Consider the following 20,102-nt stretch of genomic DNA (forward strand, 5'->3'; position numbering starts at 1 on the left):
GCCAGCTCCTTCACCGTCACCCTGAGGAGCGCGGAACGCGCGTCTCGAAGGGCGACGGCCACCAGCCGGGCCGTGCATCCTTCGAGGCTCGCCGAAGAGGCTCGCACCTCAGGATGACGGGACTGCCAAGTCTAGCATCCGATCGGCGCAAAGCGTCTTAGGCAAAAGCGGCGAGTGCGAAACACCCGCCGCTTCATCCTGATTCGGGCTCACCCGGCCTTCGAGACCTCCATCAGCAGGCGCTCCGCCTTGGCGTCCTCGATGCGGTTCACGAACTTGCTGCTCTCGTAATTGTCGCGCACCGTCTTGGTGAGCGTGACGCAGGTCTGGATCAGCATCACGATGCCCATCGTGAGATAGCCCTTCATCCAGAGGTCGATCGGCAGGAAGAACACGCCGACGGCGACGAGGAAGGCGGAAGCCGCGAAGGACGCGTAGGTGAAGGTAACCCAGCTGCCGCTGTGGGGTTGGATGGTCTGGTTCATGGTAATCTCCTTAATGTTGCGAAATTTGACGATGGTTCAATTGCAGACTTGAAGTTCAGGCTTGAGGTTTCAGGCAGCGGGCGGGCGCCTGGCTTTCAGCCGCGCCAGCACGTCGTCAGCGGTCGATTTCATGCGCGGGCCAAAACCCTGCTCGGCGAGTTTCTCGGCGGTGGCTGATGGTCCCGCGGCGGCGTCGATCTCGATCAACGCCTCGTCGGCGGCCTGGATCTCCATCTGCCGCTCGCGCAGCCGCTTCAGCGTCGCCTCCGCTTCCGGCAGCGTCGACTCGTAGGGGCGCGCCGCCTCGATGCCGCTCCGGCGCAGCGAACGCACCGCTTCCGACGCGCGGGCGAGGCGCCGGCCGCGGTCGAGCTCGGCGATGCGCGCCTCGGCGTTACCGACATGGCGCTTCAGCCGCGTGATCTCGGAGGCGAACAGCGCGCGTGCGGTCATCGCGGCATCGCGCTCGGCTTCGAGATTGGCGATCGCCTGCGCGGCTTCGCGGGCGAGGTCTTCCCGGCCGCCCTCGAGTGCCGCCGACGCGCGCACCTCGAGATCGGCGATCCGGGCGTTGGTGGCGTCGAGCCGCCGGCCCTCCTGCTGGTCGCCGGCGATGGCCAGCGCCAGGGTCCGCTTCGAGCGGTCGACGGCGGCGGCGGCATCGCGCATCTGCTGGTCGAGGATGACCAGCGCGGTGCGGTCTTGAAGTTCCTCTTCGGCCACCGCAACGGTGCCGCGGAAAAGAGTGAAAACAGTTTTGAACATTTCATCGCTCCCTGTTATGAGCATCGCTCATGAATCTCTTGTACCACATAATGAGCATTGCTCAAGAATTATTTGAGCGTCGCTCAAGACGATGGTTAACGAAGGATCAAAGATGTCCAAAGCATTGGAACGACGTGCAAAACTGCGGGAAGCGCTGATCGAGGCGGCGGAGCGGGCGATTGCGGCAAAGGGTCTCGGTGGCCTGAAAACCCGCGAACTGGCCCAGGAGATCGGGGTCGCCAATGGCGGCGTCTACAATCTGGTCGAGGATGTCGACGAACTGATCCTGCGCGTCGGCTCGCGCACGCTGGCGCGGCTCGATGCCTCGCTGTCGCTGGCCGAGATCGGCGGGGCTGCGGCGCCGCGCGAGATGCTGGTGCGGATCGCGGTCGCCTATTGCGACTTCGCCGCCGACAATCTCGAACTGTGGCGCGCGCTGTTCGAGCACCGCATGCAGCCCGGCAAGCCGGTGCCGGAATGGGCGATCACCGAGCAGATGGAATTGTTCCGCCACATCTACAAGCCGCTCGCCGCGCTGTTTCCGCAGCGTTCGCCGGCGCAGCTCAGCGTCACTGCGCGCAGCCTGTTCTCCGCCGTGCATGGCATGGTCGCGCTCGGGCTGGAGCACAAGCTGATCGCGGTGCCGATCGGCGCGCTGCGGAGCGAGATCGCGACCTTGACGCGCGCGATGGTCGACGGGCTGACGGCGAAGAAGGAATAGGCCGCGTGGCCCCAAACCGCACGATGTCCCCCGCCATGCGGTCAGGCAAAGTTGCCGCAGAGCACCGTGAATTGCAGCTGTTGCCCCAGGGGGACGCAGCGGCCGAGGTCAGAAAAGGGGGGAAGCCACTTGCGGAATGACCGAACCGTAGCCATTTACCACGGATCGAGTTTCGGCCGAACGACTTGGCCTCGCCGCTGATAGCGTGCCTGACTGACGACCCTCACCCCCTGAACTTCGAATCCGCCCGCTGCGCTCGTGAAAGTGCGGCTCCAAACACGCATCTGTACTAAAGGACGATGTTCCATGAGCATGGGAACTGTGAAGTGGTTCAACAGCCAGAAGGGTTTCGGCTTCATTCAGCCGGACCAGGGAGGCCAGGACGTTTTCGTTCATATCAGCGCAGTCGAACGCGCCGGCATGAGCACCCTCAACGAGGGACAGAAGGTCTCTTTTGAGATCGTTGCAGACCGCCGGACCGGCAAATCTGCTGCGGACAATCTGCGCGCGGTGTAAGCTGCGACAATCGGCCATGATGCTTTGACCCCGGATGAACTGGCAAAGCCTCTGGTTACGCGACCCCGCGACCGGTCACCCGGCCGCGGGGTTCTCTTTGTCAACACCGCGCGCAATGCCCGCCAGGACCAGGACTTGAACGGTCCGCCGGCGAAACGGCCTGCGCATTGAAGCAGCTGAGGTCGCGAGCGTGTCCACCCATATCGATCCAGCTCGGCAGCACGACGACATCATGTACCCGCAGGTCCTCCCGTTTGTGCTGGTCCACGCAGGGTGTCTGGCGGCGATCTGGACGGGCGTCTCATGGCCGGCGATTGCAATTTGCGTCGCTCTGTATTGGCTGCGCATGTTTGCGATCACCGCCGGCTATCATCGGTACTTCTCGCATCGGGCCTACTCAACAAGCCGGGCGTTTCAATTCATCCTCGCATTCCTCGCCCAAAGCAGCGCTCAGAAAAGCGTCCTTTGGTGGGCCGCGAAACATCGACATCACCATCTTCATTCGGATACCGAGCAAGATGTGCATTCGCCGGGGCATAAAGGCTTCGCGTACAGTCATCTCGGGTGGATTTTTTATCGACAGCACGATGCAACTGATCTGACGAAAGTTGCGGATTTTGCCTCGTATCCGGAGTTGATGTGGCTTCACAGATTGGAGGTCTTGCCGGCGATCGTGGTCGCAGGTCTGTGCTTCCTCATCGCCGGATGGCCCGGGCTCGTGGTCGGTTTCTTCTGGAGCACCGTGCTGCTGTATCACGCCACGTTTTGCATCAACTCCCTCGCGCATGTTCACGGGCGCAAGCGATACGTTACGGGCGATGACTCCCGCAACAATTGGCTGCTGGCTCTGTTTACGATGGGTGAGGGTTGGCACAACAATCATCACGCCTACCAAAGCAGTGCGCGGCAAGGCTTCCGGTGGTGGGAGATTGATGTGACCTATTATGTTTTGGTGACCTTGTCCTGGCTCGGTATTGTCTGGGATCTGAAGGCGCCGCCCACGCAGGTTCTCCGCAACGAGCAGCGCTTGGGATCGCGTGTGATAAAGCGAACGGCTGAACAACTCGCTGGTCGCTTCAATCCCGAATACATCGCGCAGGCTATCAAATCGTCGGTCCACGAAACCGGATTGTCGGTGCGGGAAGCGCTTGTTCTGTTACAGCATCGCGCCGACTTGCATCTGCCCAGCATACCAACGCGCGACCGGTTGTTGGCTGAAGCCCAGGCCATGTTCGCGAAGACGAGTTCGTTGGACGATATTGTCGACCGTGCGCATGAACTCCTGGTGGAGTCGGTTTGCCTCCTGCTCGCCGTTCCACCTCGGATGGCCGGCGCAAACCCGAAACCTCAGGTGAGCCAACCGTAACATTTTGCCTTGGCCTTTTCCCAACCTCACGGCTCCATCGTGTAGGCGCGCCCGGGTTCGAGCGCGTAGATGGTCAGGAAGCGCAGCGGCCGGTCCGGGTCGCAATTGCGAAACAGCGTGTGCGGAACGTCGGGTCGATCCTGCAAGGTCTCGCCCGCCCGATACTGGCGCGGCGCCTCGTCGCCATACGCAGACTCGGCAACGCCTTCGACGATGAAGACCACGCCGCCAACGGGGTGCCGGTGCAGCGGAGCGACCCCGCCGGGCGGATAGGTCACCTCGGCAACGACAAGCTCGCGATCATCGCCGGGCAAAGCGAGACGCTCAAGGGTCCTGCGGGTGACGCCGGCGAATCCGGCTTGTTGAGCTTTTGCCTGACCGTCGCTGCTTTCAGCCATTGGAACCCTTTCTTGACGCGTGAGCCTCCGTCCCGAACCGGGCTGCAGTGACTATGGGGGCGCTTCAACCACGCAACAAGCGCGCAAGCATTTCAACACATGTCGCGCGGGCGAGGCGAAGCCCTTGCCACCACTGCTCCCACGTTGCAGGATTCCTGCGAGAACCTTCAGCAGTGGGCCTTGCATGAAAACGAGTATCGTCACGACGCGGGCGTCGGGGATCGCCGCCCTGGCGCTCATCTTTGCATTAAATGTCACGCCGGCGTCTTCGGCGCAGCCCGTGCCGGAATGCTCGATGTCGATGACATTGGCGGATTGGGGCGAGAATTCGAGCGGCGATATCGACGTCGCCTCGGGCCAAAGCTGCCAGATCCCGATCGGGATCCGCGGCACGGTGACGGACTCCGCGATCTCGCAGAAGCCGGCCTACGGCAAGCTGAAGAAGATCAACGCATCGACCTTCGAATACCGGGCGAAGGCCAAGTACAAGGGCAACGACACGTTCGCCATCAAGGCCACGGGTCAGGGGCCGAAGGCGTCCGGCACCTCGGTCATCACCGTGCACGCGACGATCAAGTAGTCCCTCGGTCGCGCGCCGCCTAAACGCGACGCGCGAGCATTACATCGGTATCAGGCCGGCCGCGCGCCGGTGCGGATGATCGATCCGACATGCTGGCCGCGCAGCGCCGCCGTGAGCCGGCCGGGAACGAGGCCGTTCACAACCTGCACGCGTTCGATATGCCGCGCATTGGCCATCACCTCGAGCAGCGCGGGATCGAACGGCAGCGTGCCCTTCAGCTTGGCAAGGTCGGCGAGGCTGGCCTCGCGCAGCAGCTGCGCCTTCTTCCCCTCGGGACCATTCGGATCGTCGGTGTAGACGCCGTCGACATCCTCGACGATCGTCAGCCCGGCGGCGCCGAGCGCATCGGCGATCAGGAACGCACCGGTGTCGGCGCGATGCAACGGGATGCGCGAGACCGGGAATTCATGATGGTGATAGGGCGGAAACGCGCTGCCCACCACGGCGCGGGCCGCGGAGAGATGGATCGCAAGCTGGCTCGCGATGGTCGGATGCTCGATATAGGACACGCCCTCCGGCGCGAGCAGGCAGGCCAGGATATGGCCGTTCTGGCCGGCTTCGCTCGCGGCGAGTGGCGCGAGCGAGCCGACCGGCAGGCCGAGATCGAGGCCGACGCTGTAGAGATGGCGGGCGCGGATGCCGGCGCCGGTGAGGATCAGCAGGCGGTGCTCGGGCAGCAGCGAACGCAGCTCGTCGACGATCGGCAGGATGGCTTCATGGCCGCGATCCATGATGGAGCGGCCGCCGATCTTCACCACCTGCACCCAGGGCAGCAGCGGGATCGGGCGACCGCCGGCAACGGGACGGGTGAGATCGCTGTCGAGCAGGGTCTGGCGCGCGAGCGGCGAGGCGACGTGCTTGATGGTGTCATCCATGGTCGTGTCCCTGCTCAGTTCGCGGTGATGATGGTGCCGACATGCTCGCCCGCAAGCGCGCGGGTGAGGTTGCCGGGGACAAGGCCATTGACGACCTGCACCTGCCGGACATGGCGCGCGGTGGCGAGCAGATCGAGCACCGGGAATTCGAGGATCGAATCCTGCAATCCCTTGGCCTTCATCTCGGCGACCGAGATCTTCGGGATGAAGGTCGCGCCCTTCGAGGTCTTGGGGTTTGCGGTGTAGAGGCCGTTCTCGTCCTTCACATAGATCATCGCCTTGCAGCCGAACTGTTCGGCAACCAGGAAGCATCCGGCGTCGGTGCGATAGGGCGGGATCATGCCCTCGGGTGCCGGTCGCATCCAGAGGCCGTAAGGCGGCATGCCGCTGAAGATCACGGCGTTCACCTCGGCAAGATAAAGCGGCACGGCCGACAGCCCGGCGCCGCTGACCGCGGAGATGCCGTGCTTGGCGAGCAGCTGGCCCAGCATCACCGCGTTCTGGTCGGCGACCGAGGCGCCGAGCTGCGACAGCACGCCGGCCGGCAGCCGCAGCCCGGCCGCGATCGAATAGAGGTGCCGGGCGCGGGTGCCCGCGCCGGTCCCGATCAGGATCTTGTGCGCCTTGCGGGCCGCGACGATCTCGTCGACCAGCGGGTAGACGGCGGCGCGGCCACGGTCGATGACGCTCTGCCCGCCGATCTTGATCACGGTGGCATCCGGCAGGATCCGGAAGTCCGATGCCGCCTCTGCCGTCGCCAGAAGCTGCGGATCGGTCAACGATCGCTGCATCAGCAGCGCTTCAAGCTCCGCCGTCGTGTTCACCATGAGAAACGTCCTTTCTCCAATGCGCCTGGCATTGCTTCCGTCGGCCCGCGATGTTCGATGTCTCCACCGGTGGCTCGCAAAGACCCGTGTTCGAATTGCACTGCTAACGGCAAGCCTGGCGCGTCTCAAGCCGCAACGGCAGGGATAGACCATCGCGAATGGCGCCGGCGAGTGCGTGTCGCGACACCCGCTGCGAGGCCGTTCGGAACGGGATACCTATGACGTTTTGCCGCACGCGACCCGACTGATGGGTGTGACACCCATCATAGATGCTGCATTGAAATTCTGCGATCCTGAATTTGATATTAACGATTTCTTCGGAATGCGCTGATCTCAGCCGGACGATACTAATCTCAGCCTGGCCCGCCTCACGGGCCAAAATTGATTGCCTTGCACCTTGGAAATTAGCCGGTCTCGACCGGCGCACCCCACGAGGAAGCAAACCATGGCCAATTCCGCACCGGTCGTCACGATTGGTAACCACAGCCTGTTGTACAATCAGTGGCAAAAAATACAGCCATGGCTCACTTATGCCGACTCCGACGGCAATCCCGCGCAGAAATTTCAGTTCTGGGATGGCGGCACAGCTGCGAACAGCGCCTATTTCTGGACTTCCACCAACGACCATTGGGCCGCCAACACGACGATCGATGTTTCGGCCTCTGACCTCTCCGACGTGTGGGTGCGTGCTGGTGCGGTCGGCGGCACCGAGACACTGTGGGTACGCGCTTTCGACGGGACCGATTGGGGGAACTGGACGTCTTTCACGCTCACGACGATTCCAAACACTGCGCCGGTCGTCACCGTCCCCGACGTGCAGCTGCACACCAATACATGGACGCAAGCCAAGAATTGGCTGACCTACTCCGATGCCAACGGGGATGCAGCCACCAAATATCAATTCTGGGACAGCGGCACCTCCGCAACAAGCGCCTATTTCTGGACTTCCACCAATGACCATTGGGCTGCCAACACGACGATCGAAGTGGCGGCCGCCGACCTGGCCGATGTCTGGATCAAGGGTGGCTCGACAACCGGTGCCGAGACGTTCTGGGTCAGAGCGTTCGACGGAACAGACTGGAGCAACTGGGACAGCTTCACGCTGACGTCGGCCAATACTCCGCCCGTCGTGACAGCCGGTGATCATTCCATACATATCGATCAATGGGTCACCGTCGACAACTGGTTGACCAAGACCGATGCCAATGGCGATGCGATCACGAAGTACCAGTTCTGGGATAGCGGCACCGCCGCCACCAGCGCCTATTTCTGGACACCCGACAATTCCCACTGGGCTGCCAACACGACGATAGACGTTTCGGCCGCGGACCTCGCCAATGTCTGGATCCATGGCGGCTCGACAACCGGTTCCGAGACGATGTGGGTAAGGGGATTCGACGGAACGGAGTGGAGCTCCTGGGACACATTCACCGTGACGTCGACGCCAAACACGGTCCCCGTCGCGACCATCAACGACCAGTCGCTACACGTCAATCAATGGGTCAAACCGCAAGGCTGGCTCACTGCGACCGATGCCGAAGGTGACACGATCACCAAATACCAGTTCTGGGACGCCGGCGCGGGCGCGACCAGCGCCTATTTCTGGACACCCGACAATTCCCACTGGGCTGCCAACACGACGATCGACGTTTCAGCATCCGATCTGGCCAATGTGTGGATCAAGGGCGGCTCGACGACCGGTTCCGAGACGATGTGGGTAAGGGCATTCGACGGTATCGCCTGGAGCAATTGGGACAGCTTTAATCTGACGTCGACCAATACGGCTCCGACCGCGACGATCAACGATCAAACGCTGAACGCCGCGCAGTGGGCGCAGCTCGTCAACTGGACGACGGCATCCGACGCCGACGGCGATGCAATCACCCAATACCAGTTCTGGGACGGTGGCGGGGCTGCGAACAGCGCCTATTTCTGGACGCCCGACAATTCACACTGGGCGTCCAGCACGGTCATCGACGTCTCGGCGTCCGACCTCGCCAATGTATGGGTGCGAGGTGGCACCGCGGCCGGTACCGATTCCATGTTTGTGCGCGCTTTCGACGGAACGAGCTGGAGTGCCTGGGACAGCTTCACCGTGACCAGCCTGGCAAACCACGCACCCGATGCCTCGATCAGCAATCAGACCTTGCACGTCAACGAGTGGAGCCAGATCGGCAACCTGGTGTCCTATGCTGATGCTGACGCGAATCCCGCGGCCGCCTATCAGTTTTGGGATGGCGGCGGCAACGCCAACAGCGGCTATTTCTGGACCTCTGCGAATTCCCATTGGGCAGCCAGCACCGTGATCGACGTCAATGCCGCCGACCTCGATGATATCTGGATGCGTGGCGGCGCCACCACCGGCAGTGAGACGATGTATGTGCGCGCGTATGATGGCATTGACTGGGGTGCGTGGCACGCGTTCACGCTTTCGACCATCGTCTAGCTGCCCCGGCGCGACATCGTGCAGACATGCACCGGCGAAAACGAGCATCGCGGTCCGTGTCGCGCCGGCGAATATCGGGGTACAACCTAGTTCGGCATGAAGATCACCTTGCCCTTGAATGCCGCTGCCTGCGCGATCGCCTGTGAAAAATCCTCCAGGCGATAGGTGCCGACCACCGGCGCGCTGATCGCGCCCGATGCGACCATCGGCACCAGATGGTCGTACATTCCGGCCAATACCTGATCGGTCGCGGTCTTGCCCCAATGGCCGAGCCAGAAGCCGCGCACCGACACTTCGTTGAAGATCACGCTCAACGGCGAGCCGGAGAACGGCTGTCCGCTCATCGCGCTGTAGATGACGAGCACGCCTTTTGGCGCGAGGCAGTTCATCAGGTTCAAGGCGGATGAGCCGCCGACCATGTCGAGCGCCAGCTGGATCGGCGCCCTGCCCGTTTCCCTGGCGACGCGCTTGGCGAGATCCGGTCCGTCGAGCAGCACGATATCGCCGCCGACCGACTTGACCTCCTCCATGACCTCCTCGCGGCGGACAATGTTGACCGTCTTGAGCCCGAGCGACTTCGCGATGGCGATCACCGCGCGCGCCGTCGCCGAATTGGCGCCGTTCTGGATCACCCAGCCGCCGGGCGGGACTTTCACGAAATCGGTCAGCAAGAGATAGGCGGTGGCCGGATTGACCCCGATCATGGACAGTTGCTGGACATCGGCATTGTCAGGCAGCGCACGCTGCCATGATGCGGTGAATTTGACCCGCTCGGTCCAGGTCGGGACCGTGAAGGGAATCAGCGTGAGGTCACCCTCCTTCAGATTCCTCACCTGCGATCCGGCGGCAACAACCCGCCCGACGCCCTCGATCCCGAGCGTGGCCGGCGGTGACGGCAGATAGCCGTAGCGCCCGGCGATGATCATGAAATCCGAATTGTTGATCGGCGCGGCCTCCACGGCGACCACGACCTCGTCGGGGCCGGGGCTGCCGACGTCCGGCACCTCGTTGAGCTTGACCACGTCCGCTGCACGTCCGAACGCAACGACCTGAACCGCTTTCATGGCGTGATCTCCCGATTTCATTGTGTACTTTTAAGTACAGAATAGAGATTGCGTCAATAGCCCGACCTGCCTTCACGGCAAGGTGAAGGCTTCACATCCGACGCGGGAGTACATAAAAGACGGCTATGGCAAGGCCGCGCAGCTTCGATCCGGACGATGTCCTGGAAATTGCCCGCCAGATGTTCTGGCAGAAGGGCTTTCAGGCGACTTCGCTCGACGACATCACGGCGGCGAGCGGCGTCGCGAAACCCAGCCTCTATGCGGCGTTCGGCGACAAGAACGCGTTGTTCCTGAAGGTGCTGGACCGCTATCACGACGGCATTCTCGGCTGGGCCGAGCGCGTGTTGGCGCAGCCGGGACCCACGCGGGACGTGATCAGGCAGTGGCTCACCGGCTTCATTCCCTATTGCTCGGGCGAGAAGGGACAGCGCGGCTGCCTGTCGATCAATTCCGCGACCGACGGCTCGCTCGACCAAGTCGAGCTCCGCAAGAGCATCGAGCGCTACAACCGGCGGCTTGAAGAACTGCTGCGCACGCGGCTGCGCAGCGATCGCGCCCAGTTCAGGAAGGGCTTTGACCCCGACGTCACCGCCCACACCATCATGGTGGTGCATGCCGGACTGCTGGCGCTCGCGCACCAGAGGCCGGATTCGAAGCAGGTGAAGGCCGTGATCGACCAGGTGATGAGCCTGCTCGCCTGAGTTTGTCGGCACCCGGCCTTCCGGCAGCCCCCGCGCGCTCTCACGATTGTGATTATATGACGATTATCATCTGATTGATGTCCTGATCTCGATGACCATCTCCGGGCTGGCTGTCATGGGCTTTCCGGATTTTGGGGATCAGATGAACAAACGGTTTTGGCGTGCGGCAATCGTTGTAGTCACCGCCCTGCTGGCGAAGCCGGCGATCGGGCCGGTGCAGGCCCATGATCACGGGCATCCCGAATTGAACGCCTGGTATGAGAGCCTGCGCAGCGTCAAGGGCCCCTGCTGCGACGGCAGCGACGCGAAGCGTGTCGATGACGCCGATTGGGACACCAAGGACGGCCACTATCGCGTCCGGCTCGAAGGCGAATGGGTCGATGTTCCCGATGAGGCCGTCGTCGCCGGACCGAACCGTGCCGGCCGCACCATGGTCTGGCCGTATTATCTGGACGGGCACCCGAGGCCACGCTGCTTCATGCCGGGCAGCATGGGCTGAGTGCCCGCGAAAGCGCTATGCGCCCGGTTCGGTCACAGCGCGAGCTGGATCCGGTCCTCGCCGTCGGCCTCCGGCTTCGCCGGCACGGCGCAGCAGATCAGCACCTCGTCATCGGGCACCTCGGCGGCGGGCTGCTTCACATAGGTCACGGCGCCTGCCAGCAATCGCGTTCGGCAGGTTCCGCAATTGCCCTCCCGGCAGCTGAAGGCGGGGCTAAGGCCACGTGCTTCCGCCAGTTCGAGCAGCGTCCCCGCCTCCGGCGTCCAGCGCGCCTCCTTCAACGAAGTGGTAAAGGCGACCGGGACCGGCGTTGTCGCCGGCGGTCGCCGCGGCGGCGCTGCGGTGACGAGGTCGGGCTTCCGAACCAGCGATGAAGGACCGAATGCTTCGGCGTGAATCCTGCCGTCGGCAATGTTGTAGCCGCGCAGGGCGTCATAGAGCGATTGGGTGAACTGCGGCGGTCCGCACAGATAGAAGTCATAGTCGTTGAACGGCAGGACGCGCGACAACAGCGCCATGTCGATCCGTCCCGCCGCGTCGTAGTCTGTGCCCTGCTCGGCGCCGTCGACATCGCCGAGGACGCGGACGATCCGCACCGCGCCGCCGGCGGCATCCACCAGCTGCTGCAATTCATTGCCGAACGCGCGGTCCTGTTTCGCATGCGCGGCCTGGATCAGGGTCGTCGGCCGGATGCCGCGGGTGCGCAGCCCCTCATAGACCACGTGGCGCAGCATCGCGAGCAGCGGCGTGATGCCGACACCGCCGGCGAGCAGCACCGCGGGCCGCTTCTCGCGCGCATCGATCGTGAAGCCGCCAGCCGGAGCGCGCGCTTCGATGATGTCGCCGACATGGATGGTGTCGTGGAGATATTGCGATACGACACCGTCGCGCTTCACGCTGATCCGGTACATGCCGTCCGACGGCGCGACCGACAGCGTGTAGGTGCGGATGACCGGCTTGTCGATACCAGGCAACGAGAGACGGATCGGCAAATGCTGTCCCGCCCGGTGCGGAAGCAGCCCTGCGCCGTCGTCCGGCTGCAAATGAAACGAGCGGATCGATCGGCTCTCGTCGACGATCCCAGTGACCTTGAACGGCCGCCACTGCGTCGCGCGCTCGGCCGCGCGGATCCGCTCGGCGGTCTGCCCCCAGTCGCCGGTCATCAGCGAATTCGGCGACCAGCCTTCGGCCCGGAACGCCCAGCGCAGCGGCAGCGCGCCGCGCCGGCGCACCACGCGGCGGGCGCGGAAACTCCAGAGCCGCTCGGCGCCCTGAAACGCCGCGATCTCCGGCGAGTCCAGCATCACCTCGGCATCGCCGCTCAGCTGCAGCAGGTCGCCGGTCTCGAAATCGACGAACACCAGCCCGGCCTTGCCGTTGACGAGGATGTTGCCGAGCGTGTTGAAGAACAGATTGCCGGAGAAATCGGGGATCGTCAGCGTGCCGTCGTCGGCGACGCGGACGAAGCCCGCCCTGCCGCCGCGATGCGAGACGTCGACCTGACGACGGTCCTCACGCTCGGCATAGGACGCCACGAAGAACGTGTCGGCCGCCTTGATCGTATCGCGCGCGGCCTGATCGAGCGTCGTGCTCGCCTCGATCTCTCCCGCAAAAGGCTCATTCGGCTCGCGCACGAAGGCAAAATCGCGAAGCTGGATGTACTGCGCGCAATTGCCAAAGCTCTGATCGAGCTCGAAGCTGAGTGCCTTGCCCGACGATGCACGCAGCAGCCCGTTGGCACGGTTGCGGCGGCGCGTGTGCAACTCGATCCCCAACAGTCCGATCGCATCGCCCTCGCGCATCCCTTCGCGGACGGGATCGCTGCGGTCGGGCCGCGCATCGATCTCGAGGCTGCGCGGCGTCGGCGAGGCGATGAAGCCGGGCTTGCCGGCCAGCAACGAGGCCCAGGCGTCACCGGTTCGGTCGACGCTGCCGACGACGATGAAGGGAATCTGCGCGAAGAAATCGCGGTGCTGGTCGGGCATGAAGTCGCGCACGGCGCGCTGGCCGACAGCCTCCATCTTCTCGGCGACGCCGACCTGCTGCTGGATCGCCGTTTCGCCGGCATGCCAGGTCGCGAGCTTGCTCTTGGTTCGTCTGTCGCTCATCGTATCGCCCTCCCCTTCGGGGTTGGACGGGCGCGCCCGACGGCACGCCCGGTCAGCAGGTCACGCAGCCGCCAGACCGACGGGGGTCTTGGCGAAGGCCACGAAACCCGGCAGCGCCTCGATCCGGCGCAGCCACGCGATGACGCGCGCATAGGCGGAGAGATCGACATTGCCTTCGGGTGCGCTGGACAGATAGCTGTAGAGCGCGACATCAGCGATTGTCGGCGCCTCACCGACCAGCCAGTCGCGACCGGCGAGATGGGCTTCGAGCCGCTTCAGCAGAACATGCGCCCGCGCGATTACGTCGTCCGGATTGTGCTTTGCGCCGAACACGGTGATGAGGCGTGCCGCAGCGGGACCAAACGCGAGATCGCCGGCAGCAACCGACAGCCAGCGCTGGACCGCGGCAGCGCCCTTTGCATCCTGCGGCAGCCAGTCGGTGCGGCCGAGCTTGGTCGCGAGATAGACCAGGATCGCGTTGGAGTCGGGGATGATGACCCCGTCATCGTCGAGCACCGGCACCTGGCCGAACGGGTTGAGCGCGAGATATTCCGGCCGCTTCTGCGCGGCGGACTTGAGGTCGACGTCGACCAGTTCGTGCGGAATTCCCAGCAGGGACAAAAACAGGCGCGCGCGATGCGCGTGGCCGGAGAGAGCGAAGTGGTAGAGCTTCATGTGCCGTTCCTGACGTGGTGGACGGGTTCATTCCCGACCGCCAACTCAAGGTGGCCCATTGCAGCGGTTATTATAATTGCCGTTGACGGCACTTCATTATTGCAAAAAATGCAATTACCTTGTCTGTACCATGGCCGGCTTGTCCCGGGCATGACGAGGTCCGCGGCGGCGCGCACGGTCGCTCGAACTGCGCCAACGCGCCGACTAGACCTCAACGATCACGTAATTGTCCTCGACGTGCACCGGGAACGTCTCGGCAACATACGGCCCCTTCTGCAACTCGGTGCCGCTCTCGACCGCGACCGGATAGGAGCGGATCCTGAACCGCTTGGGATCGAACCAGGACTGCCCGTTGCGCATGTCGAATTCCCAGCCGTGCCACGGACAGCGCAGCATCTCGCCGACGCGGTCGCGCTGATAGATGCCGGGCTCCGGCGAGGTCAGGCGCGCGACGCAGGCCGCCTTCTCCAGCGGCGCGCCTTCATGCGGACAGCGATTGAGCAGCGCGAAGAACTCGCCATTGACGTGGAACACGACGATGTCGCGGCCCTCGATGCCGAACACCTTGTTGCCGCCGGCCGGAATCTCACTGGTGCGCGCGACGATGTGACGGGTCATCTGTGTCCTAGAATCTATAAACCGCGCGGGCGTTGGCATTGAAGATCTTGCGACGCTCGGCGTCCGTCAGCGGCGTCTTGAAGGCGTAGCGCGCGTCGTCATAGTCCCAATGCGGATAGTCCGACGAGAACAACAGCCGGTCGATGCCGACCCATTCGATCAGCTGCCGCAGGTGCCTGGCTTCATCCGGTTCGTCGATCGGCTGGGTCGTGAACCAGAAATGCTCTTTCACATATTCGCTCGGCCTGCGCTTCAGATGCGGCACCTCGCTGCGGAAGCGTTCGAAGTGCTGATCCATCCGCCACATCGTCGCTGGGATCCAGCCGAAGCCGCCCTCGATGAACACGATCTTCAGTTTCGGGAAGCGCTCGGGAACACCTTCCAGCACCAGGCTGGTGAGATTCGAGGCCACCGTGTGCGCGTTCGACTGATGCTCCTCGCAATAATAGGAGGGCCAGCCGCCGCCGGTCGGCGCATGCCCGCCATAGCCGCCGACATGGATGCCGAGCGGCAGATCGAGCTCTTGCGCGCGTTCATAGATCGGCCAGTAGCGGCGGCGGCCGAGCGGCTCGTTGGCGCGCGGCGAGACGTTGATCTGGATGTATTCACCTGATTTGGCGCAGCGCTCGATCTCGGCGAGGCCGAGGTCGGAGCCGTCCTGCCCGACCAGGATCGAGGCCTTCAGGCGCGGATCGCGATGCGCCCAGAAGGCCAGCTGCCAGTCGTTGATGGCGCGCTGGATCGCGGCGCCGAATTCCAGATTCTGCTGCGAGAAGATGAAGAGATCGAGCACCTGCAGGATGCCGAACTCGACGTCGAAGGGATCGAGATGCTGCTTGCGCATGAAATCGAGATCGGAGCCGGGCACGCCGCCGGTCGGCGGCCAGGCATCGCGCCGCGCGATCAGCGGCGAGGAACGCGGATACGGCGTGGTGCCGATATAGGGCGTGCGCAAATGGCTGCCGTATTCCTTGAGATGCTGCTGCCAGCGTTTCGGCAGGAACTCGTTGAGGTCGCTGTGCGCGTGAATGCTCGGATGGATGTCGCAGTCGATGATCTTCAACCGCGTCGCCGCGGTCTTCTCCTGGTCGAGCATCGGGCGGTCGATGACGTCACTCATGCGATCCTCCTTCTTGTTTGCGCATGATCTTGTCGGAAAACCGGTTTCCACTTTTCCGGATCATGCGCGCGAATTACGAATTCAGCTTCAAACGCGGGAACGTTTCAATCGGATTGTCCTCGCACATCCGCTTGACGATGCTGTCGGGCAGATATCGCGGGATCGGATCGTCGCCGTCGAACTGCCAGTGCGGATAGTCGGATGCGAACAGGAACATCTTGTCGGAGCCGATCTGATCGATGATGTCGGCAACGCTTGTAGGATCCAGCGGCGCGTCGAACGGCTGCATGGTGACGCGGAAATGGTCGCGGATGATCGCGGCGGGCTCGCGCTCCACCCACGGCACCTCGACGCGCACGCCGCGCCAGGTCTTGTTGGCGCGCCACATGAACGCCGGCAGCCAGCTGACGCCCGACTCCATCAGCACGACGGTCAATCCGGGATACTTCCCGAACACGCCCTCATAGATCAGGCTCAACGCCTGCGCCTGGAACGCCTGCGCCTCGGCGAGATAATATTCGTAGCGGTAGGACGGCCAGCCGATCGAGCTCGGCGCGCCGCGGTAGGCACTGCCGGCGTGGATCGCGATCGGCAGCTTGTATTTCTCGGCGGCCTGATAGATCGGCCAGTAATGCCGCCGGCCGAGCAGCGTCTCGCCTTGCGAGGGCACCAGCACCGAAACGAAACGATTGTCGCCAACCCTGCGCTCGATCTCCTCGACCGCAAGGTCGGGCGCCTGGATCGGCACCACGATCGAGGCGCGCAGCCGCGTGTCCCTGGCAAGCCACTCGGCCGCGATCCAGTCGTTGATCGCCCTGCAGAAGTCAGCGGCCATGTAGGAATCGAACACCGCCTGCGCGCCATAGACGACGTTGCAGATGGCGTGGCTGGCGCCGAGCTGGTCGAACGCGCCGCGCTGCACCATGGCAAGATCGCTGCCGGGCTTGCTGCCGTCGGCCGGCCGCCAGTCGGCGCGGCCGGATAGCGGCATCGACGGCGGATAGGAATTGAGGTCGAGCCCGTCGATGGCGCGGCTGACCACCTGTTCCTTCCAGTGATCGCTCAGATAGGGCAGCAGCGTGGTGCGCGTTCCCCCCACCGCGGGATGGATGTCGCAGTCGATGCGCGTGGCCGCCATGGCGTTCCCCGGATTGATCTTCTTGTCGTCGTTGTTGGCGGCATCGCTGCCACGGATCGGACTGTGACGCCGATGGCGCGATCGCGCAAGCGGGTCCACGCGGGGCCGCCCTGCCCTGTGCGCATCCGCGCCTCACGCGAAGTTGCGGGATCGCGTGTGAATGGCGTCATCTGTTCAGTCCGCAAGACGTGCTAGCGATTCCGCGCCGCGGAAAGCGCCGGGAGACGGGAATGAGACTGGGCCGATTGACGATCCTCGCATGTTCATTGTCACTGGCCGCGTCGGCCGCATGGGCTGCGCCTGCGACCACCTCGGGCTCGGTCGCGCTGGCGCTCGCCGGCGTGGTGGCGCCCTATTCGCCGTTGCCGGCCAAAGAGAAGAAGGCGGTCGCCGCGTTCTTCAATGGTGACAGCAATGTCTCCTATACCAGGAAGATCGTGGTCACCGCCGACAAGGTGGTCTGCCGCGCCAGCAATGTCGACATCACCTCGCGCTCCTGCGCGCTGACCTTCGGCGGCAAGACGCATACCGTGAAGGGACGCGAGGCCAACGCGATCTTCGCCACCGAAGCGCTCGCCGGCGTGCCGCCCGACGGCGCCGCTGGCACGATCTACGAGGCGTTGTCGAAACTGTCCTGCACGCTCGATCCGAAGGTGATCAACGACAAGGCCGGCGGCGGCGCCGACTGCAGCTTCGAGCCGGGAAATTAGCCCCACTCAATCTCCCTGCACGGCGACGCCCAGCCTCGCCGCGACACGGCGCGCAGTCTCTTCCCGCTGCTCCGTGATCGCGCGCACGGCCTGGCGCGACTGCTGCAGGATTTCGGGTGGCGCGGTCTCCGGCGTGCCGCAGTCGAACGGCGGCTCCGGCGCATACACCATATAGAGCTGGATCGCGCGCGCGGCATCGTCGCCGCGCAATTCAGCCGCGAGCCGCAATGCGCCATCGATGCCTGCCGTGACTCCGGCGGCAAAGACAAAGCTTCCGTCCACCACCACGCGCTGGTTCACGGGCGTAGCGCCGAACAACGGCAGCAGATGAAACGACGCCCAATGCGTCGTCGCCCTGCGCCCCTTCAGCAGGCCGGCCGCTCCGCAGATCAGCGCGCCGGTGCAGACCGAGAAGATGCGGCATGCCCCCGCCGCCTGCCGGTTGATCCAGCCGAGCACCTCCGCGTCCTCCATCAGGGCTTGCTGACCAAAGCCGCCCGGCACATGCAGCACGTCGAGCGGCGGCGCATCGGCCAGCGTCGCATCCGGTGTCAGCCGCAATCCCTTGATGTCGCGGACGGGCTCGGCGGTCTTGCCGTAGATGCGATAGGTCGAATTCGGAATCCGCGACAGCACCTCGAACGGCCCGGTCAAATCGATTTGATCGACGCCTTCGAACAGCAGCGAACCGATCCGGAGATGAACATCGTGAGCAATCATCGAACTTCCCTCGAACTTTCCTTGCGCTATGGACAAAGCGAATCTAGCGCGGCAGGTTTCGGCGATGACGCCAACCAGCCCACGTTTTTCGCCAAACCGCCGCCGCTCGATCGAAGTGCTGGCCTATCCGGCCGTGCAGTTGCTCGACGTCACCGGACCATTGCAGGTGTTCGCGTCCGCCAATGCGCTGGCGGCCAAGGCTGGCAACGCCGAGCCATATGAAGTCCACGTCGTTGCAAAGGATGGCTCACATGTCGAGTCGTCCGCCGGTGTCGGGCTCGCGGTGCATCCGCTGCCCGCCACCGACACCGCGGTCGATACGCTGGTGATTCCGGGCGGCGACGGCGTCAACGCCGCGGCGGCCGATGCCGTCCTGGTGGACTGGGTACGCGAGCGCGCCGGGCAGGCGCGCCGCACCGCATCGGTCTGCACCGGCGCGTTCCTGCTCGCCGAATCGGGCGTGCTCAATGGCCGGCGTGCCGCGACCCATTGGGGATTTTGCGCAGAGCTCGCCGAGCGCTTTCCCGATGTCCGCGTCGAGCCAGATCCGATCTTCGTGCGCGACGGTTCGTTCTGGACGTCGGCCGGCGTCACCTCCGGCATCGATCTGGCGCTGGCGCTGGTGGAGGAGGATCTCGGCCGCACGGCGGCGCTTGCCGTCGCCCGCTATCTCGTCGTGTTTTTCAAACGGCCGGGCGGACAGGCGCAATTTAGCGAAATCCTGTCGCTGCAAGCCACCGACGACAGGTTCAGCGCGCTGCACGACTGGATCAGCAACCATCTCGCCGGCGATCTCTCGCTGTCGACGCTGGCGAAACAGGCCGGCATGAGCGAGCGCAGCTTCAGCCGCCATTACGCTGAAGCGACCGGCTTGACGCCGGCACGCGCAATCGAGCGGCTCCGGGTCGAGGGCGCGCGGCATCTGCTCTCGGAAACGCGCCTGCCGATCAAGCGCATCTCGCAGCGCTGCGGCTTCGGATCGGAGGAGACGATGCGCCGCAGCTTCCTGCGCCTGCTGTCGACCACGCCGCAGGACTATCGCGCCAGGTTTGCGGTCTAGGACGTGAAGCTATTTGCGGTCGGCACGCAGTGAAAGACGCTGAAGCGCGATTGCCTCAGCCGTTCCAAGCATATTCCTGCAACGCTGCCTCCAGCGGCGGATTGGTGACGCTGCCGGTGTAGTTGGTGATGGTCGACGCCGCTACGATGGTGATCACCTCAAGCACGAGGTCCTTGTAGAACCCGGCCGCCAGGAATCGTTCGATCTCCTCGTCGTCGAGCCGTCCGCGCTTTTCGATCAGCGACCGCGCCAGCGTCGAGAGCGCGCCGAGCGTCTTGTCGGCAGGCGAGCGGCCGGCGCGCATCGCGTCGACATCGGCCGAATCGAGGCCAGCCTGCAAGCCGAGCGCGGAATGCAGCGCGACCGCCCAGGCGCAGCCATTGGTCACCGCGTCGGTGAGCAGCACGGTCTGGATCTGCTGCTCGGTGAAGCTGCAGCCGTGAACCTTGTCGAAGATGCCGATGAAGCTCTGGATCAGCACGGGCGACGTCGCCATCGCCGCCGCAAGGTTCGGGATCATGCCGAACCGCGCCTCGACCTCGCGCAAAGTAGGCCTCGAGGCTTCGGGGGCAGACTCGAGCGTATGGACAGGAAAACGCGCCATTGGAAATGCCTTTCGCGGTGTTGATTGAACCCGAGGCCTCCGGACGCAGCTGAGCTGTTGCGATCCGCGCGCGGGCAACCGGATTCGATGGAAGCTATCTAGACCC

Annotated in this window: 22 protein-coding genes; 9 read left to right on the forward strand and 13 right to left on the reverse strand. The window is 64.1% G+C overall.

Annotation, left to right across the window (positions count from 1 at the left end; translation table 11 throughout):
* Positions 1-209 precede the first annotated feature (209 nt).
* Complete coding sequence (locus QA635_RS36650; protein WP_038384293.1) at positions 210-485, reverse strand: YiaA/YiaB family inner membrane protein; 276 nt, start codon at positions 483-485, stop codon at positions 210-212.
* 69 nt (positions 486-554) lie between these two features.
* On the reverse strand, positions 555-1,250 hold the full coding sequence (locus QA635_RS36655) for a PspA/IM30 family protein (RefSeq protein ID WP_283064718.1): 696 nt from the start codon (positions 1,248-1,250) through the stop codon (positions 555-557).
* A gap of 112 nt (positions 1,251-1,362) precedes the next feature.
* On the opposite strand from QA635_RS36655, the gene QA635_RS36660 reads away from it, so the two are divergent.
* The 3 genes from QA635_RS36660 to QA635_RS36670 all read left to right on the forward strand — a co-directional run bounded on the left by QA635_RS36660 (position 1,363) and on the right by QA635_RS36670 (position 3,853).
* Positions 1,363-1,971 (forward strand): TetR/AcrR family transcriptional regulator, encoded by a 609-nt coding sequence (locus tag QA635_RS36660; protein WP_283064719.1) that lies wholly within the window; start codon positions 1,363-1,365, stop codon positions 1,969-1,971.
* A 306-nt stretch (positions 1,972-2,277) separates the two neighbouring features.
* Complete coding sequence (locus QA635_RS36665; RefSeq protein WP_028341292.1) at positions 2,278-2,487, forward strand: cold-shock protein; 210 nt, start codon at positions 2,278-2,280, stop codon at positions 2,485-2,487.
* A 232-nt stretch (positions 2,488-2,719) separates the two neighbouring features.
* Positions 2,720-3,853: an acyl-CoA desaturase gene (locus tag QA635_RS36670; protein ID WP_283072035.1), complete on the forward strand. Its 1,134-nt coding sequence runs from the start codon at positions 2,720-2,722 to the stop codon at positions 3,851-3,853.
* A 26-nt stretch (positions 3,854-3,879) separates the two neighbouring features.
* Here QA635_RS36670 and QA635_RS36675 read toward each other — a convergent pair whose 3' ends face one another.
* Positions 3,880-4,251 (reverse strand): cupin domain-containing protein, encoded by a 372-nt coding sequence (locus QA635_RS36675; protein ID WP_253604394.1) that lies wholly within the window; start codon positions 4,249-4,251, stop codon positions 3,880-3,882.
* A gap of 184 nt (positions 4,252-4,435) precedes the next feature.
* On the opposite strand from QA635_RS36675, the gene QA635_RS36680 reads away from it, so the two are divergent.
* A complete protein-coding gene (locus QA635_RS36680) occupies positions 4,436-4,831 on the forward strand; it encodes a hypothetical protein (RefSeq protein ID WP_283064723.1) in 396 nt (131 codons plus the stop codon).
* Between the two features lie 50 nt (positions 4,832-4,881).
* Here the strand turns inward: QA635_RS36680 and QA635_RS36685 are convergent, their stop codons facing one another.
* Both QA635_RS36685 and QA635_RS36690 read right to left on the reverse strand, forming a co-directional pair.
* Positions 4,882-5,706, reverse strand: coding sequence for an amino acid kinase family protein (locus tag QA635_RS36685; protein WP_168858488.1), 825 nt, complete (start codon positions 5,704-5,706; stop codon positions 4,882-4,884).
* Between the two features lie 14 nt (positions 5,707-5,720).
* Positions 5,721-6,533 (reverse strand): amino acid kinase family protein, encoded by an 813-nt coding sequence (locus QA635_RS36690; protein ID WP_283064724.1) that lies wholly within the window; start codon positions 6,531-6,533, stop codon positions 5,721-5,723.
* A 445-nt stretch (positions 6,534-6,978) separates the two neighbouring features.
* Here QA635_RS36690 and QA635_RS36695 point away from each other — a divergent pair, with 445 nt between their 5' ends.
* On the forward strand, positions 6,979-8,979 hold the full coding sequence (locus tag QA635_RS36695; RefSeq protein ID WP_283064725.1) for a hypothetical protein: 2,001 nt from the start codon (positions 6,979-6,981) through the stop codon (positions 8,977-8,979).
* Between the two features lie 86 nt (positions 8,980-9,065).
* On the opposite strand, the gene QA635_RS36700 is transcribed toward QA635_RS36695, so the two are convergent.
* On the reverse strand, positions 9,066-10,043 hold the full coding sequence (locus QA635_RS36700; protein ID WP_283064726.1) for a zinc-dependent alcohol dehydrogenase family protein: 978 nt from the start codon (positions 10,041-10,043) through the stop codon (positions 9,066-9,068).
* A gap of 125 nt (positions 10,044-10,168) precedes the next feature.
* On the opposite strand from QA635_RS36700, the gene QA635_RS36705 reads away from it, so the two are divergent.
* Both QA635_RS36705 and QA635_RS36710 read left to right on the forward strand, forming a co-directional pair.
* Complete coding sequence (locus QA635_RS36705; RefSeq protein WP_283064727.1) at positions 10,169-10,744, forward strand: TetR/AcrR family transcriptional regulator; 576 nt, start codon at positions 10,169-10,171, stop codon at positions 10,742-10,744.
* Between the two features lie 142 nt (positions 10,745-10,886).
* Positions 10,887-11,243 (forward strand): hypothetical protein, encoded by a 357-nt coding sequence (locus tag QA635_RS36710; protein WP_176937198.1) that lies wholly within the window; start codon positions 10,887-10,889, stop codon positions 11,241-11,243.
* Positions 11,244-11,275: 32 nt separating this feature from the next.
* Here the strand turns inward: QA635_RS36710 and QA635_RS36715 are convergent, their stop codons facing one another.
* The 5 genes from QA635_RS36715 to QA635_RS36735 all read right to left on the reverse strand — a co-directional run bounded on the left by QA635_RS36715 (position 11,276) and on the right by QA635_RS36735 (position 16,902).
* A complete protein-coding gene (locus QA635_RS36715; protein WP_283064728.1) occupies positions 11,276-13,351 on the reverse strand; it encodes a 2Fe-2S iron-sulfur cluster-binding protein in 2,076 nt (691 codons plus the stop codon).
* 60 nt (positions 13,352-13,411) lie between these two features.
* Positions 13,412-14,026 (reverse strand): glutathione S-transferase family protein, encoded by a 615-nt coding sequence (locus QA635_RS36720; RefSeq protein WP_283064729.1) that lies wholly within the window; start codon positions 14,024-14,026, stop codon positions 13,412-13,414.
* Between the two features lie 204 nt (positions 14,027-14,230).
* Positions 14,231-14,644, reverse strand: a complete 414-nt coding sequence (locus QA635_RS36725; RefSeq protein WP_283064730.1) for a Rieske (2Fe-2S) protein — start codon at positions 14,642-14,644, stop codon at positions 14,231-14,233.
* 7 nt (positions 14,645-14,651) lie between these two features.
* Positions 14,652-15,764, reverse strand: a complete 1,113-nt coding sequence (locus QA635_RS36730; RefSeq protein ID WP_283064731.1) for an amidohydrolase family protein — start codon at positions 15,762-15,764, stop codon at positions 14,652-14,654.
* Positions 15,765-15,837: 73 nt separating this feature from the next.
* On the reverse strand, positions 15,838-16,902 hold the full coding sequence (locus QA635_RS36735) for an amidohydrolase family protein (protein WP_283072037.1): 1,065 nt from the start codon (positions 16,900-16,902) through the stop codon (positions 15,838-15,840).
* A 230-nt stretch (positions 16,903-17,132) separates the two neighbouring features.
* Between QA635_RS36735 and QA635_RS36740 the strand changes: the two genes are divergently transcribed.
* Entirely contained in the window at positions 17,133-17,612 is a 480-nt protein-coding gene (locus QA635_RS36740; protein WP_283064732.1) for a hypothetical protein, read from the forward strand.
* A gap of 6 nt (positions 17,613-17,618) precedes the next feature.
* Here the strand turns inward: QA635_RS36740 and QA635_RS36745 are convergent, their stop codons facing one another.
* The gene (locus tag QA635_RS36745; protein WP_283064733.1) at positions 17,619-18,332 is read right to left on the reverse strand and encodes a DJ-1/PfpI family protein; all 714 of its coding nucleotides are present in this window, start codon (positions 18,330-18,332) and stop codon (positions 17,619-17,621) included.
* A gap of 64 nt (positions 18,333-18,396) precedes the next feature.
* Between QA635_RS36745 and QA635_RS36750 the strand changes: the two genes are divergently transcribed.
* Complete coding sequence (locus QA635_RS36750; RefSeq protein WP_283064734.1) at positions 18,397-19,392, forward strand: GlxA family transcriptional regulator; 996 nt, start codon at positions 18,397-18,399, stop codon at positions 19,390-19,392.
* Between the two features lie 55 nt (positions 19,393-19,447).
* On the opposite strand, the gene QA635_RS36755 is transcribed toward QA635_RS36750, so the two are convergent.
* Positions 19,448-19,996 (reverse strand): carboxymuconolactone decarboxylase family protein, encoded by a 549-nt coding sequence (locus QA635_RS36755; protein WP_283064736.1) that lies wholly within the window; start codon positions 19,994-19,996, stop codon positions 19,448-19,450.
* Positions 19,997-20,102: the final 106 nt, after the last annotated feature.

The organism is Bradyrhizobium brasilense (genome assembly GCF_029714345.1).
Taxonomy (GTDB): domain Bacteria; phylum Pseudomonadota; class Alphaproteobacteria; order Rhizobiales; family Xanthobacteraceae; genus Bradyrhizobium; species Bradyrhizobium australafricanum.

What these genes read in the sequence shown, in the direction of transcription:
- QA635_RS36680 (WP_283064723.1), top strand. Translation starts at nt 4,436, where the DNA reads ATGAAAACGAGTATCGTCACGACGCGGGCGTCGGGGATCGCCGCCCTG.
- QA635_RS36755 (WP_283064736.1), bottom strand. Translation starts at nt 19,996, where the DNA reads ATGGCGCGTTTTCCTGTCCATACGCTCGAGTCTGCCCCCGAAGCCTCG.
- QA635_RS36690 (WP_283064724.1), bottom strand. Translation starts at nt 6,533, where the DNA reads ATGGTGAACACGACGGCGGAGCTTGAAGCGCTGCTGATGCAGCGATCG.
- QA635_RS36700 (WP_283064726.1), bottom strand. Translation starts at nt 10,043, where the DNA reads ATGAAAGCGGTTCAGGTCGTTGCGTTCGGACGTGCAGCGGACGTGGTC.
- QA635_RS36695 (WP_283064725.1), top strand. Translation starts at nt 6,979, where the DNA reads ATGGCCAATTCCGCACCGGTCGTCACGATTGGTAACCACAGCCTGTTG.
- QA635_RS36720 (WP_283064729.1), bottom strand. Translation starts at nt 14,026, where the DNA reads ATGAAGCTCTACCACTTCGCTCTCTCCGGCCACGCGCATCGCGCGCGC.
- QA635_RS36740 (WP_283064732.1), top strand. Translation starts at nt 17,133, where the DNA reads ATGAGACTGGGCCGATTGACGATCCTCGCATGTTCATTGTCACTGGCC.
- QA635_RS36670 (WP_283072035.1), top strand. Translation starts at nt 2,720, where the DNA reads ATGTACCCGCAGGTCCTCCCGTTTGTGCTGGTCCACGCAGGGTGTCTG.
- QA635_RS36745 (WP_283064733.1), bottom strand. Translation starts at nt 18,332, where the DNA reads ATGATTGCTCACGATGTTCATCTCCGGATCGGTTCGCTGCTGTTCGAA.
- QA635_RS36705 (WP_283064727.1), top strand. Translation starts at nt 10,169, where the DNA reads ATGGCAAGGCCGCGCAGCTTCGATCCGGACGATGTCCTGGAAATTGCC.
- QA635_RS36685 (WP_168858488.1), bottom strand. Translation starts at nt 5,706, where the DNA reads ATGGATGACACCATCAAGCACGTCGCCTCGCCGCTCGCGCGCCAGACC.
- QA635_RS36665 (WP_028341292.1), top strand. Translation starts at nt 2,278, where the DNA reads ATGAGCATGGGAACTGTGAAGTGGTTCAACAGCCAGAAGGGTTTCGGC.
- QA635_RS36730 (WP_283064731.1), bottom strand. Translation starts at nt 15,764, where the DNA reads ATGAGTGACGTCATCGACCGCCCGATGCTCGACCAGGAGAAGACCGCG.
- QA635_RS36650 (WP_038384293.1), bottom strand. Translation starts at nt 485, where the DNA reads ATGAACCAGACCATCCAACCCCACAGCGGCAGCTGGGTTACCTTCACC.
- QA635_RS36660 (WP_283064719.1), top strand. Translation starts at nt 1,363, where the DNA reads ATGTCCAAAGCATTGGAACGACGTGCAAAACTGCGGGAAGCGCTGATC.
- QA635_RS36725 (WP_283064730.1), bottom strand. Translation starts at nt 14,644, where the DNA reads ATGACCCGTCACATCGTCGCGCGCACCAGTGAGATTCCGGCCGGCGGC.
- QA635_RS36675 (WP_253604394.1), bottom strand. Translation starts at nt 4,251, where the DNA reads ATGGCTGAAAGCAGCGACGGTCAGGCAAAAGCTCAACAAGCCGGATTC.
- QA635_RS36715 (WP_283064728.1), bottom strand. Translation starts at nt 13,351, where the DNA reads ATGAGCGACAGACGAACCAAGAGCAAGCTCGCGACCTGGCATGCCGGC.
- QA635_RS36655 (WP_283064718.1), bottom strand. Translation starts at nt 1,250, where the DNA reads ATGTTCAAAACTGTTTTCACTCTTTTCCGCGGCACCGTTGCGGTGGCC.
- QA635_RS36750 (WP_283064734.1), top strand. Translation starts at nt 18,397, where the DNA reads ATGACGCCAACCAGCCCACGTTTTTCGCCAAACCGCCGCCGCTCGATC.
- QA635_RS36735 (WP_283072037.1), bottom strand. Translation starts at nt 16,902, where the DNA reads ATGGCGGCCACGCGCATCGACTGCGACATCCATCCCGCGGTGGGGGGA.
- QA635_RS36710 (WP_176937198.1), top strand. Translation starts at nt 10,887, where the DNA reads ATGAACAAACGGTTTTGGCGTGCGGCAATCGTTGTAGTCACCGCCCTG.